Annotated in this window: 10 protein-coding genes and 1 pseudogene; 5 read left to right on the top strand and 6 right to left on the bottom strand. The window is 60.2% G+C overall.

The window, feature by feature from the left end; all coding sequences use genetic code 11:
- Window positions 1–4: 4 nt before the first annotated feature.
- The 4 genes and pseudogenes from PM3016_RS24685 to PM3016_RS24700 form a co-directional block, all read right to left on the bottom strand.
- Complete coding sequence (locus PM3016_RS24685) at window positions 5–1,912, bottom strand: cache domain-containing sensor histidine kinase (RefSeq protein ID WP_014371376.1); 1,908 nt, start codon at window positions 1,910–1,912, stop codon at window positions 5–7.
- Between the two features lie 238 nt (window positions 1,913–2,150).
- Complete coding sequence (locus tag PM3016_RS24690; RefSeq protein ID WP_013919372.1) at window positions 2,151–3,803, bottom strand: type 2 periplasmic-binding domain-containing protein; 1,653 nt, start codon at window positions 3,801–3,803, stop codon at window positions 2,151–2,153.
- A 52-nt stretch (window positions 3,804–3,855) separates the two neighbouring features.
- Window positions 3,856–4,742, bottom strand: a pseudogene (locus PM3016_RS24695) (carbohydrate ABC transporter permease).
- A gap of 99 nt (window positions 4,743–4,841) precedes the next feature.
- Window positions 4,842–5,810 carry an ABC transporter permease gene (locus PM3016_RS24700; RefSeq protein WP_013919374.1) on the bottom strand — a complete coding sequence of 323 codons (969 nt, stop codon included), beginning with the start codon at window positions 5,808–5,810 and terminating at the stop codon, window positions 4,842–4,844.
- 204 nt (window positions 5,811–6,014) lie between these two features.
- On the opposite strand from PM3016_RS24700, the gene PM3016_RS24705 reads away from it, so the two are divergent.
- On the top strand, window positions 6,015–6,227 hold the full coding sequence (locus PM3016_RS24705; RefSeq protein ID WP_013919375.1) for a YrzA family protein: 213 nt from the start codon (window positions 6,015–6,017) through the stop codon (window positions 6,225–6,227).
- Between the two features lie 109 nt (window positions 6,228–6,336).
- A complete protein-coding gene (locus tag PM3016_RS24710; protein ID WP_013919376.1) occupies window positions 6,337–7,623 on the top strand; it encodes a sensor histidine kinase in 1,287 nt (428 codons plus the stop codon).
- Window positions 7,624–7,971: 348 nt separating this feature from the next.
- Here PM3016_RS24710 and PM3016_RS24715 read toward each other — a convergent pair whose 3' ends face one another.
- Window positions 7,972–8,430 (bottom strand): VanZ family protein, encoded by a 459-nt coding sequence (locus tag PM3016_RS24715; RefSeq protein WP_013919377.1) that lies wholly within the window; start codon window positions 8,428–8,430, stop codon window positions 7,972–7,974.
- 216 nt (window positions 8,431–8,646) lie between these two features.
- On the opposite strand from PM3016_RS24715, the gene PM3016_RS24720 reads away from it, so the two are divergent.
- The 3 genes from PM3016_RS24720 to PM3016_RS24730 all read left to right on the top strand — a co-directional run bounded on the left by PM3016_RS24720 (window position 8,647) and on the right by PM3016_RS24730 (window position 12,620).
- Window positions 8,647–10,179: a spore germination protein gene (locus tag PM3016_RS24720; RefSeq protein ID WP_013919378.1), complete on the top strand. Its 1,533-nt coding sequence runs from the start codon at window positions 8,647–8,649 to the stop codon at window positions 10,177–10,179.
- Window positions 10,180–10,271: 92 nt separating this feature from the next.
- A complete protein-coding gene (locus PM3016_RS24725) occupies window positions 10,272–11,528 on the top strand; it encodes a Ger(x)C family spore germination protein (RefSeq protein ID WP_013919379.1) in 1,257 nt (418 codons plus the stop codon).
- A 3-nt stretch (window positions 11,529–11,531) separates the two neighbouring features.
- Window positions 11,532–12,620, top strand: coding sequence for a GerAB/ArcD/ProY family transporter (locus PM3016_RS24730; RefSeq protein WP_013919380.1), 1,089 nt, complete (start codon window positions 11,532–11,534; stop codon window positions 12,618–12,620).
- 178 nt (window positions 12,621–12,798) lie between these two features.
- On the opposite strand, the gene PM3016_RS24735 is transcribed toward PM3016_RS24730, so the two are convergent.
- A complete protein-coding gene (locus PM3016_RS24735) occupies window positions 12,799–13,803 on the bottom strand; it encodes an SIS domain-containing protein (RefSeq protein ID WP_013919381.1) in 1,005 nt (334 codons plus the stop codon).
- Window positions 13,804–13,903 lie beyond the last annotated feature (100 nt).

Raw genomic sequence — 13,903 nt, forward strand, 5'->3', positions numbered from 1 at the left:
CTCCTCATCCTCCTCCGGTTAACAGCTGGAACGGCAGCTTCACGACGACTTCCGTATACGCGCCCTCCCGGCTGTCCACTGCGATTCCGTAATCCGGGCCGGAATACAGCCGGACCCGCTGGTTCACATTGCGCAGGCCGATCCCGCTGCCCTCGGACTCCGGCCTGCCCGCCCCCTGGCGGAAGCGGTAAAATTCGCGGTCCTCCATCGGCAGCGTCCGCGTCAGCGCCTGCAGCTGCTCCTCGTTCATCCCGACGCCGTTGTCGCGGATCCGCAGGATCATGCAGCCCTCCCGCTTCTCCGCCTGCACGCGGATCACCAGCGTTCCCCCGTCCTCCGAACAGGAGGAGCCCATGCCGTGCTTCACCGCATTCTCCACGACCGGCTGCAGCGACATCTTGGGCACCTTCTGCTCGAGATAGTCGGGGGGAATATCCAGCTCGAGCCGCAGCTTCCCGTCATAGCGGACATTCATGATGGCGATATAATTGCCGATATGCTGCAGCTCGTCGGCCAGCCGCACATAGTCGCTGGTCCACTTCAGGTTGTAGCGCATCATGCCGCCGAGCGAGGTCAGCGAATCCGAGATGGTGTACTGCCCCTCGATCTCCGCGAGCATCTTGAGATTCTCCAGCGTGTTGTACAGAAAGTGGGCGTCGATCTGGTTCTTCAGCGAGTGCAGCTCCGCCTCCTTGGTGGCCGCCTGCTTGTTCACGGCGTCGGCGATCAGCTCGTTGATCTTGCGCAGCATGAGGCGGAAGTGGTGGGCCAGCTCCCCTACCTCGCCCCCGCCGTGAATGTTCACGTCAAAATGAAAATTCCCCTGCCTCACCTTCTTCATCGAATCCTGCAGCACGTGCAGCTTCTTCAGGATCAGGGAGAGCAGAAAATATGTCGTCACCGACAGCAGGGCGATCAGCGCAATATTGGCGAGAATGATCCGGTTGCGCGTGCCCCGGAGCTCCGTCAGCGGCTCCGTCAGCGAGACGACGTTCACCATCTTGGCCTGGAGGCGGTCGAGGTCCAGGAACACGGCCAGGTACGGCTTGTCCCCGCTCCGGAACTCGAAGCTGCCGCTCTTCTCCCCGCTGCGGCCGCGCAGCTCCCGCACCAGCTCCGCCTGATCGAGCCCCTCCAGGAAGGGAATGTCCTTCTTGGTGTGCAGCCGGCCGAGGCCGTCGAGCACCAGCATCTGCGACTGGCTGTCCGGTACGGATGAGAACGTTTTCGGAAATATCTGCTCGAAGAGCATGTCGACCTGCACGATCCCCGCATGTGAAGCCTGGTTCGGGGAGAGCACCCGCAGCAGCGACACCTTGCCGTGGGCCGCCAGGTTGTCGGCCCCCATGTGCCGGATGTAGTCGCGGTCCGACTCCTCGAATACCCAGGTCACCTGGCCGGCATTCTTCAGCACAAGCTCGTACCACGGCTCGCCCTTGATCCGTGATTCATTATGAAAGACCGGCCAGATCTCCTTGACGTTCGGATTCCCCGAGAAGAGCCGGATATGGGCGATATTCGGGTTGTTGAACTGCAGCCGCAGCAGGTTGTCGTAAGCTCCCGTCCGGTAATCGATGAGCTCGCTGACCTCGAGCTCCCGCGGGCTCTGCAGGAATTCCTTGACCTTCTTGTCGGAATCCACCAGCTCGGCGGTCCGCTCCATCGTCTCCATCTGGCTGCGGATGTTCACCGCTTCGATCTCGAGTATCGATTCGTTGGTCTTCACGATATCGCGGATCTTGTTCTCGTAGAACACGTTGAAGGTATAGACCGACAGCAGCAGGATGGGAATAAGAATGATGACGATATACGATGCGATCAGCCGGGTCTGCAGCGAGATGCCCCCGGCCTTGTAGGCAATCCGGGCCTGCAGGTCCCGAAGCCTCTCTCTCAGCTCTCTGACAACGGTCATATGGTGTCCGCTTCCGCCCCTTTCCGCCCGTTCTGTGATGCGTGTATCCCGGACCGGCTTACAGCCGGTCTCCCTGACGGAACAGCGCAGGGCAGCCGGTCCGCTTCCCGGTCACGGCATGTTCTCTCATTCTAAACCAGCCTCCCCCCTGCTGGAAAGGCCCTCCCGTGCTCTCCGGGATCCCCATCACGCCAAAGAAACCCAGGTCTCCCCGGGTTCTTCGGCGCCGCAGCGGCCGTTATTTCATGAACTGCTCGAGCTTCTTCACATTCTCGTCGTACTTCTTCTGCTGGTACGCCTTCACCTTGTCATACCCGGCGCTCTGGCGGTCCTTCAGGAACTTCTCGAAGAGCTGGTCGAACTCCGCATCGCTCTTGGCGAGCAGCAGCTTCGGCAGCGTCTTGCCGAACGCCTGGGTGATCTTGCCCTGCGCGATGCCCTCCTCCGACGTGCCGGTCGGATTGATCTGGTCGAACTGCGAGAAGCCCCTCGTCTTGCCCTTCGTCCAATCCTCAAGCTGCTTGGCCGGCTCCACCGCCGGCGGCGCCCACTGCAGGTTCATGTTCGTATCCATGAGCATCCAGAAGGTGTGGGAAGCGCCGTATTTCTTGTCAAAGGCGGAGCGGTCCTTGTTCAGCAGTTCGAGCACCTCGGGCTTGAACTGGTCCTTGCCGTCGATCGTGTCGTAGGTGACGCCCTTCTCCCCGAGATACATGTCCTTCTGCCCTTCCTCGCTGAGCAGGTAGGTCAGGAAGCGGATCGCTCTCGCCTTGTCCTTGACGTCCTTGGAGATCAGCGTGACCGTCCAGCCGGAGATCGCTGGTCCGGCCAGCGTCGGCGGGTCCCCCTTGGCGTTCGCCGGTCCGTCGACCGCGATGTAGACAGAATTCGGATCCTTCGCATAAATGGCGTTCTGCTGCGCAGCAAAATCGGTGCGCTGGTACATCATCGCGAAGTAACGCCCCTGCGAGATCTTCTCTTCCATCTGCGGCCGCTTGTCGATGAAGATGTCCTTGGCGAGCAGACCCATCTCATTCGCCTTGCGCAGCGTCTTCAGCCACTTCAGATACTCGCTGTCCGTATACCGGTCGTAGAGCTTGCCGTCCTTCTCCATCGGAATGGCGAGGAAGTTCTGCAGGAAGCCTTCAAGCGAATAGTTGCCCGTATCGCCGAACTCATGCAGCCCGAGCGGAATGAGCGGCTGCCCGTTCACCTCGGGGAACTTCTCCTTCGCGGCCTTCAGCGCATTCACGAAGCCTTCCGGCGTCCGCATATCGGGCCTGCCCAGCGCCTCGTACATATCCTTCCTGACGACGAAGGTCTGGTTCGACGTCTGCTTGTCCCCGAACTTCTGGTAGTCCTTCGGCGACGAAGAGGCATTCGGATACCCGTAGACGCTGCCGTCGGGCTGGGTGTACCAGGATACTTTGGCGGGATCGGCCACCTTCACGAAGTACGGGTCATACTGCTCCGCCAGCTTGTTCAGCGGCAGCACAAGGCCGCCTTCGATCATTTTTTTCACGTTGTCTTCGTACCACCCTAGTGTGATGAAGTCCGGCAGCTTGCCCGAGGCGATCATCGTATTGAGCTTCTCGTTCTCGTTGCCCGCCGGCACGATGAAGTTAAGGTTCACGCCGGTCTTCTTCGTGATGTACTGGGAGGTCGGGTCGACGCCCCACTTGTTCGGGAACCACGAGAAGTTGAGATACCAGTCGAAGGTGATCGGCGAGGTGTCCGCCTTCCAGCCCGGTGCGTTCGGATCAGCCGCGACCGCGGCCGCCTCCCCCTCCTTGGCCGGCGCCTGGCTTTCCCCTCCGTTATTCGAGCAGGCCGCCGTGAAGACTAGAGCCCCGCTTAGGAGCAATGTCAGAATGGAGCGTGTTGTACGCATGGTCGGTCAGTCCCCTTTTGGTATGTAATCGGATTCATTACGCTTCGTGAACCTAGCCCTTGATCGAGCCGATCATGAATCCCTTGACAAAATACTTCTGCAGGAACGGGTAGACGAAGACGATCGGCAGCGTGGTCACCACCATCGTCGCCAGCTTGATCGACTGGGACGTGACGTTCTTCGTAATGCCTCCCGGTGCCGCGGCCATCATCTGGTTGGAGCTCGCTTGGGCGACCACCCGGTACAGATACGTCTGGATCGGCTGCAGCTCCTGGTTGTTGATGTAGATCATCCCGGTGAAATAATCGTTCCACTGGTACACCCCGTGGAACAGTGCGATCGTGGCCACCACCGGCATGGAGACCGGCAGCACGATACCGTAGAAAATCCGGAAGTCATTCGCGCCGTCGATCTTCGCGGCCTCCTCGAGCCCCGCCGGAATCTCGCGGAAGAACGCCAGGAAGATGATCAGGTCGAAGAAATTGAACATGGCGGGAATGATGTAGACCCAGAAGCTGTCGAGCAGCCCGAGATCGCGGATGAGAAGGTACGTCGGGATGAGCCCGCCGCTGAAGAACATCGTGACCGTGCCGAGGAACATGTACAGCCGGCGGCCGATGAGCTCGCGCCGGGAGAAGGCGTAGGCGACCATCGCCGTAAAGAACACGTGCGCCAGGGTGCCGATGACCGTCTTGGCCACGTAACCCCCATCGCCTTCATGATCCCGCTGTTTGCGAGGACCGCCTCGTAGCTTTCCAGCGAGAAGACCCGCGGCCAGAAGTAGATGCCGCCGCGCATGGCGTCGGCTCCGTCATTGAACGAATTGACGAGCACATACCAGATCGGATACACGGTAATGGAGCAGACAAGCAGCATCAAGAGGACATTGAATCCGTCGAATACCGCTTCCCCTGCGGTTCTGCGCCGCAAACTGAGCATGGCTGAGACTCCTCCTTTTTCCCTGCAGTCGTGGTGATGAAGCGGCGGCGCGTACGAATCTCCGCAGGATAAACGTTGGCGTCCCGCCTTACGCCACCACTAGAACAGGGAGGTGTTGTTAAGCTTCTTCGTGACATAGTTCGCCCCGACCAGCAGAGCCAGCGCAATCAGCGACTTGATGAGACCGACCGCCGTGGCGTACGAGTACCGGCTGTTCACGATCCCCATCTGGTAGACGTACACGTCGATGACCGTGCTCGCGCTCTCGTTGAGCGAATTGCGCAGTACGAGGATCTGGTCGAAGTTCGAATTGAGCACCCCGGAGATCGCCAGGATGAACAGGATGGTGATCGTCCCCTGAATCGACGGGAGCGTGATGAACCACATCTTCTGGAAGCGGCCCGCGCCGTCCATCGTGGCCGCTTCGTACAGCTCGGGCGAGACGCTGGAGATCGCCGCCAGGTAGATGATCGCCGACCAGCCGAGCTCCTTCCAGATGTCCGTGGACACCACGATCCCCCAGAAGTAATCCGGCTCTGCCAGATAGGACAGCGGCTCCGTAATCACGCCGAGGGCCAGCAGCAGCTTGTTGACGATCCCGACGTCCGCCAGCCATGTGGACAGAATCCCCCCGAGGATGACCCAGGAGAGGAAATGCGGAAGATACGAGATGGTCTGCACCGACTTCTTGAACCCTACCGACTGCAGCTCGTTCAGGAACAGCGCGAACAGAATCGGCAGCGGGAACCCGATGAGCAGCTTCAGGAAGCTCATGCCGAGCGTGTTCTTGACCACATAGAGCAGACTGTCGTCCTCCAGGAACGCGCGGAAATGCTCGAGGCCCACCCAGGGCGCTTCGGATACCGGCTTGATGATGCTGAATTCCTTGAATGCGATGATAATCCCGTACATCGGGATATAGTTGAACACGAGCATCCAGGCCACCCCCAGCAGGGCCATCACCTGGAGATACCGCTGTCCGTATACCATGGAAAGCCACTTCGCCGCTCCCCCCCTCCGGTGGACAAGCCCTGGGGACGAAGCATGGGAGCGAATGCCGCTGCGCATGGACAGCACCTCCTTGCCTTTCGATTCTTGGCTGCAAGCCTTTTCGCATAGCCTTATTCTAGCCCGGGAGTCCCCCGGAGCGTAAGGCTTCATTTTTCGCGTGAGTTCTCCATATTTCAGATTCTCCGCCGCGTGAAGCGTCCGCCCAAACAAGGTATAATAGCTGCAGAACACCTGTAATCCACATACAAGGAGACAAGCGCAATGGACTTTATCCTCGACAAAATCGAAACGAAAATCGAATTCTTCGAAGCCTGGGACCTGGCCGCCCTGGAGCGCCTGATCGACGAGGCCGTGAACCGGAACAAGGCGCTGATGCTGGATGTTCATTCCATCGGCCACCAGAGCGTCTTCCATCCTCTGCGGGGCGGCATGCTTTATACGGCCGCGGTGCATTTCAAGATCAAATCGGTGTAGCTTCGTTCAAAAAAAACGGACAAAATCACGGCCAAACCTGACACACTTAACACTTCCTTAACAGTTGTCCGTCATAATCTTATAAAAAGAGAAGTGAAGGGTGTCAGGTATGATCTTCGAGCCGTATGCGTTATTTGCCCAAATCCTGTTTGTGCTGGTTCCATTCTATCTCTACCAGATGTTCTGGCTCGACAAGCCTTACCGGTTCAGCCGGTACCGCTTCGCCGTCATGGCCTCCTGCGGGGCGCTGTCCATGCTGCTCTGCATGAGCCTGCCGGTCATCTCCTACTCCGAGCACTATTACGACCTGAGACAGATTCCGTTCATCGTCGCATCCCTGTACGGAGGCTATGGGGTCATGGCCTTCCTGTATGTGGTCTCCGCCGTGTACCGGCTGTGGCTGGGCGGAAGCGGCGTGATGCTCTCCCTGGCGGTCACCAGCGGCGCCTGCCTGCTCCTGTACGCGGCGATCCCCCGCTTCTATGCGCTGACCCCCATCCGGAAGATCCTGCTCTCGGCAGGGATCTCCATCGTCACCGCAGCCGGAGTAATCCTGTACACGTTCCGGAAACTGCAGGCTCCGCTGGAGTCCGAAGTGCTCTTCTCTTCCGGCTTCTTCGCTTTCGTCTATGTGCTCGCCTCCTGGATCATCGTTTATCTCATCGAAACGGCAAGAAGGAACGCTTCCTTCCGGCAGGCGCTGCTGCTCTCCGAGAAGATGAAGGTGGTCAGCGAGATCGCCGCGAGCGTATCGCACGAGATCCGCAACCCGCTCACCACCACCATGGGTTTCCTCAAGCTCCTCTCGAAGACGACGGATCCGCAGAAGCAGCAGTACTATGTGGACATCGCGACGGAAGAGATCAAGCGTGCGCAGCATATCATCACGAACTACCTGACCTTCGCCAAGCGGGAGGATGAGGCACCGGTCCGCCTTCAGGCGGCGGAGGAACTGGGGTATGTCACCGCCGTGATGGAGCCCTACGCCCAGATGAATCAGGTCGAGCTCCGCAGCAAGCTCGAGCCCTGCTGGGTCGAAGGAAGCCGGCACGATTTCCGCCAATGCTTCATCAATCTCGTCAAGAACGCCATCGAAGCCGTCCCGCAGACCGGCTTTGTCGAGATCCGGTGCCTGATGCAGCGCGGCGCTGTCGTCATCTCGATCGAGGATAACGGCGTGGGCATGGATCCGGAGCAGATCAAGCACATCGGAACCCCCTACTATTCCTCCAAAATGGCACAGGAAGGCACCGGGCTGGGCATGCTGATCGTGCTGAATATGGTGGATCTGATGAAGGGCAGGCTCGATATCTGCAGCACGCCGGGCAAAGGCACCAAATTCACCATTACGCTGCCGGCCTGCGAGCCGCAGCCGGAGATCCGCCAGACCGGCTGAGGAAGAGGATGGGCCGCCTGTGTGCAGGCCCTTCGCCTGTACGGAGCATCCGGTACCGCCTCTTCGCCTTGGGAGGCAGCCGTGCGCTGTGGCTTAAGCGCTTATCTCCATCCGCAGCCTGCCTTTCCGCGCAGCACAGGAAGCCCTTCCAGAGCGCCAAACCCAAATACGCCGTATACACCAAACAAGGGCTGCCTAGGCAGCCCTTGTTTGGTGTTTATGAAGAGGATAGATCCGGCCGGGCTGCCGGACAGCACTGCCGATGCGAGAGCGGGCAGGCACGGACGGTACCCGAACTTGTCCCGCGGGGAGCATGCGGCTGTGCACTTGATATCCCGCCGGCCCGGTTTACACCCAGCCTTCCCTCCTGGCCGTCTTGTACAGCTTGTAACCGATGCCCGCACCGATCGAATTGAGCAGCAAATCATCCACATCGAAGGTCCCGACCCGAAGCAGCATCTGCATCAGCTCGATGACCAACAGGGGCGCCAGGAACGAGACGGCGAAGACGGCAGGCTTCCGGCGGCAGCTCCGGAATATGGCCGGAAGCAGAAGGCCGAACGGAATGAATACGATGATATTGCCGAAGATGTTGATGATCATGCTCAGCGGTTCATGCTCTCCGATATGAAATAAAAAATCACCTACAGTCCGCAGCGGAACCAGATTGTACTGCAAATCCGGCAGATACATCCGCCGCAGGGGCCGGTCCAACCCGAGGAACATCGTATACAGCAGCAGTAAAGTGTATGCGACGAGAATTCCTGCAGCTGACCGGCTGCTCGCGGCTCTCTCTCTTCTTGCCATCGTCCAGCCTCCCATCCGATCGCCGCGGGTACGGCAGGCCTTTGCGGTCCGCGGCTTTCTCTCTATTGCTCTTTTGCCCAGAATACCATATTTCAGGGGGATCTGTGAATAATTCGCAAGCCCCTGAACCACGCTAAGATCAAACTTAGCAAGAAAACGCCCTGGTGGGATATCCATTCTTATATTTGAAAAAGGGGGAAGGGAGGAGACGTCCGTATGAGCGCTTCACTTGCAGCCGAAGCAGCCGAGATCCCTCTTTCCTCGAAGCTGGAAGCCAATCTGGACGGACTCCGGCAGGCGCTCGGCGCCAGCGACGACTTCACCCTGCGCCGGCTCGATAACGGCTGTGCGCTTGTGTATATCGACGGTCTCGTCGACAGCGACACGGTTTCCCGTGACCTCGTCGCGCCCCTCCTCACCCTTGCGGAGGAGGAACGGCAGTCTCTGGCCTCCTCCGGTAAGCTGATAACGGAGCTGCGGAGCCGGCTGCTCGCTGCGGGAGAGCTGCGCGCGGCCGCCTCCCTCACCACCGTGATCGACGCCGTGCTGAACGGCAGCACCGTGGTTCTCGCCGAGGGACTGGAAGAAGCCCTTACGGCGGGCACACCCGGCTGGGAGCGCCGCGCGGTGGAGGAGCCGAAGACCCAGACCGTCGTCCGCGGTCCCAAGGAGAGCTTCACGGAGACGCTGCGCACGAACACCTCCCTGCTGCGCCGCAAGATCCGGTCGCCGAAGCTGCGGCTGCACACCCTGCGGATCGGACGGGTTACGCAGACGCAGGTCGCACTGGCTTATATTGAAGGCGTGGCCGATGAAGGGGTGGTCCGGGAGCTGAGGCGCCGGCTCGAGGATATTGATACCGACAGCATCCTCGAGAGCTGTTATATCGAGGAGTTCATCGAGGACTCGCCGTACAGCCCCCTCCCCACGCTCGCCAATACGGAGAGGCCCGATGCGGTGGCGGCCGGACTGCTCGAAGGTCAGGCGGCCGTCTTCGTGGACGGGACCCCGTTCGTCCTGCTGGGTCCCGTCACGTTCTTCAACTTCCTGCAGTCCTCGGAAGACTATTACCAGCGCTACGATATCGCCACGTTCATCCGGCTGATCCGTTACGTCTCCTTCGTGGTGTCCATGCTGCTGCCCGCAATGTACATCGCCATCACGACGTTCCACCAGGAGATGCTGCCGACCACGCTGCTCATCTCCCTCGCCGCCCAGCGCGAAGGCGTCCCCTTCCCCGCCTTCGTCGAGGCGATGATTATGGAGGTCACCTTCGAGGTGCTGAGGGAGGCCGGAATCCGGATGCCGCGGGTCGTCGGGCCCGCCATCTCCATCGTCGGGGCGCTGGTGCTCGGGCAGGCTGCCGTGCAGGCGGGTCTGGTCTCGGCGGCAATGGTCATCGTGGTATCGTTCACGGCGATCTCGAATTTCGTCATACCGGCACTGAACGTCACGGTCGCCGCCCGGCTCGTCCGCTTCCTGCTGATGATCCTGGCCGCCACGCTGGGGCTGTTCGGGATTGTTGCCGGCTTCATGGCGCTGCTCATTCACATGGCATCCATCCGGTCGCTCGGCGTCCCGTATTTGTCCCCGTTGGCCCCGCTGAATCTCTCCAGCTTGAAGGACGCGATCGTACGCATGCCCTGGTGGACCCTGAAGACCCGTCCCCAGGGGCTCGCCCACCGCAACCGCAAACGGCAGAAGGACGGCATGAGGCCCGCCCCGCCTAAAGGGGAGCAGGGAAGCTGAGCGGTGGCCGTCCGGGCCTGTGCGTGAGCAAAGCCCGAAGAGGCAGCCCGGCGGCGCTGCCCGAACCCGCAAGAGGAAGGAGATGGACAGGCATGCGCAGATTCCTTCTGACGCTGCTTCTGCTGACGATGACCCTGCCCGCGGCCGGCTGCTGGGACAAGACCGAGCTCAATGAGCTCGCGATTACTTCGGCAACAGGGCTCGACTTCAAGGATGGCCGGTGGCTGGTCTCCTTCCAGGTGGTGATCCCCCAGTCCATCTCCAACCAAAGCGGGAGCAGCAGTGGAGCCCAGGCTCCGGTCATGGTGTTCAGCACGGAGGGGGAGTCCATCCGGGGGGCCGTGCAGCGCTCGAGCTTCGAGATGCCGCGGGCGCTGTTTTTTGCCCACAACCGGATTCTCATCATCGGCGAAGAAGCGGCGCGCAGGGGCTTCAGCCAGATGATCGATATTTATCTGCGCAACCCCGATTCCCGCGAGACGGTCTCGGTCTACGTCACCCAGGGCACGGCCAGGGAGGTCCTCGAACATCTGATCCCGCTGGAGAAAATCCCGGGAGCAGCCATCGGCAATCTCATCAAGAATGAGGAGCTCAACGGGTCGAACTTCCAGGAGACACGGCTCTACCAGATGGCGATGAAGATGACCGGGGAGGCCGCCGCTGTCGTCGTGCCCGAAATCTTCATCTCCGGCGACAACCGCCAGGCGGATTCCCTCGATTCGCTGAAGCGTACCGTTGCCGGCTCGAAGCTGAAGCTCAACCGGGTCGGGATCTTCAAGAAAGACAAGTTTATCGGCTGGATGAAGCGGACGGACGCGTACGGGCTGAGCTGGATAACGGACTCGGTGAAGAAGACGACCTTCTTCTTCGGCTGCGCGAAGGGGGACGAGCATTATCAGGCCTCGCTCCTGATCAACGACAGCAAAACCCGCCGCACCCCGCACATCAAGAAAGGAAAGCTCTCCGTCGATGTCAAGGTGCGGGCTAAAGGGACGCTCATGGAGAATAACTGCATTACCGATCCGAGCCGGCTGGAGGGCCTTCGGGAACTTGAGGAGACTGCCGCTGAGGAAATCAAGAAGCGTATAATGGAAGCCTTCCGTACCGGCCAGCAGATGAAGGTGGATGTGTTCGGCTTCGCCTCCCTCTTCCATAAGGAGTTCCCCGAACAGTGGCGGGGCCTCAAGGATCAGTGGGAGGAGCAGCTGGCCGCCATGACCTTGGTCCCGGCCGTAGAGGTAGAGATCGACCGGCTCGGCATGAGCACCAAGCCGTTCAAGAAGCTGCTGCAGACCGGGAACGAAGGCAGCCAGCCTACCCGGCAGGAAACCACCACGGAGGGAAGGTAGATCATGGAGCGCGTCTCGACGTACCAGCTGGCCGTGCTGATCGTGCTCTTCGAGCTGGGCAGCACCCCGCTCTTCGCCCTGGGGAGCAAGGCCAAGCAGGATTCCTGGATCGCCATGAGCCTCGCCGGGGCTGCCGGGCTGCTCCTCCTGCTGCTCTTCCTGCAGCTGCAGCGCAGGGAGCCGGAGCTCAGCCTGATCGGCATGCTCCGCAAATATCTCGGCAGCTTCGCCGGGACGCTCGCCGGATGGGTCTACGTGTTCTACTTTGCGTATGAGTCCATGCGCAACGTCCGTGACTTCGGAGAGCTGACCCAGATGGCGCTGCTCGGCTCCACGCCCCTCTACGTCGTGAGCACGGTGGTCATGCTCATTGCCTTCTATGCGGTCGCTTCGGGAATCGAGACGTTCGCGAGGGTTTCGGAGGTCATTCTTCCTATCGTCGTCCTGAGCTATATGCTGCTGATCCTGCTCATCCTCGGCTCGGATCTCATTCACCTGGACCAGCTGGAGCCGGTGCTCGAGAACGGATGGACGCCCGTGCTCCGGGCAGCCTTCCCGGACATCGTCTCCTTTCCCTTCGGACAGACCGTACTCTTCCTCATGCTCTGGTCCCTGCTCGACAAGAAGACCGGCATGCGGCGGGTCAGCTTCTGGGCTTACGGCAGCGTCGCCGTATTCCTCATACTGATGAACGCCCTCAATCTCATGATCCTCGGGCCGGTTCTTGTAGAGAACAGCACCCTGCCCCTGCTCCAGTCCGTCCAGCTGATCCAGATCGCCGATATCCTGGAGCGCCTGGACGTCCTGGTCTCCCTGCTGATTTTCTTCGGTCTGTTCGTGAAGCTGACCCTGTTCTACTGGGGCGCGGCGCAAGCGGCGGCCCTGCTCAGCCGCACGAAGCGCAGCGTCTGGGTCGTGGTGCTTGGACTGGCGATCTTCGGTTCCTCCTTCCTCGAGCCGAGTTACACGTATCACGTCTGGCTCGGGCTTGAGGTCAGCGTCAAGCTCTTCCCGCTGGTTCAGGTGGTGCTGCCCCTCCTGCTGTGGATGACGGTGAAGCTGCGCCGGATGCCAGCATCGCCTCCACCTTGATGGCTGATGCGAACCGCCGGCACAGCGCCCTCCTTTAGGCTGAAACGGACATCCATAGAGGAGAGACTTTGGTCCGCCCCCCCGCACAAAAAGAAGGGCGCGGACTCCGCACCCTTCCTCTCCAGGCTCCGGAGCACCGCACCGCAGCCCTGTTCCATTCTGACATTGACAGGCTGATTTAATAAGGAACCTTGAACATGTAGCGCCGGGTTTCGAGCGGATGCTTCCGGGCTTCGGCCAGCTCGACGGCATAGACCCGGAGGACGAAATTCAGCACGAGCGGAGCCAGGTATCCTCTCAGCTCTTCGTCGATGCCCGTCAGATCGAAGTGCTCAGCATCGAGCACGAGCAGCTTCTCCCCGTACTGCTTCAGGAAGGTCAGTGCCCGCTCTTCCAGCGGCCGCGTCTCGTCCAGCCCCATCAGCAGCACGAACGGCACATCCTTGTCGAGAATCTCGAACGGCCCGTGGAAGAACTCCCCTGCGTGGATCGCCTGCGAGTGAATCCACTGCATCTCCATCAGGATGCAGATCGCGAACGAGTAGGCGACGCCGTAGTTCGCTCCGCTGGCCATCGTGTAGATCACTTTCTCGTCCTTGTACTGTGCGGCATAGGTCTTGGCGGCCTCCGCATATTGGGCTTTCGCTTTGGCAAAGACGGTGTCCAGGTGCTCCAGGCTGCCCAGCAGCTTCTGGTACTTCGTATTGCCTTCCTTGACGTACAGGAGCCCCATCGACAGCCGGTACAGGATCGCGTAGTTCATGATCTCGGGATGAGGGTCCAGCTGTCCGGCCGGCGCCCAGCTGTAGTTCACCGTAAAATCCGACTCCTCCGAGAGCGGCGCCTCGCCGACATACATCAGCGCTACGGTCAGGGCGCCTTTCCCCTTCGCGAAGGCGGCGGCCTGCGTCGTTTCCGGCGTCTTTCCCTTGTGGGAGCACAGAATCACCAGCGAGCTCGGACCGAGTGTGCCGGGGCTGCGGTGGATGAATTCATTGGAGCTGTATACCTCGGCGGTGATAGAGGAGGATTCCCGGTCGATGAAGTACTTGCTCGGGTACATCAGGGCGGACGATCCGCCGCAGGCGACGAAGAAGACCCGGTCCAGCGCGCGCTCCTTGAATGCTTCCAGAATGTGCTCCACCTGCGTCTCAGCCTTCGTTACCACGTTCGTCTGCATCATAGGAATGACCTCCAAAGTTTTATAATGTAATATGATGTTATATGATGTTATATTTATAGGTATAACATCTCTTCCTACTTTCGTCAACAGGCAATTTCAC

This window comes from Paenibacillus mucilaginosus 3016 (assembly GCF_000250655.1).
GTDB classification, from domain to species: Bacteria; Bacillota; Bacilli; order Paenibacillales; family NBRC-103111; genus Paenibacillus_G; species Paenibacillus_G mucilaginosus.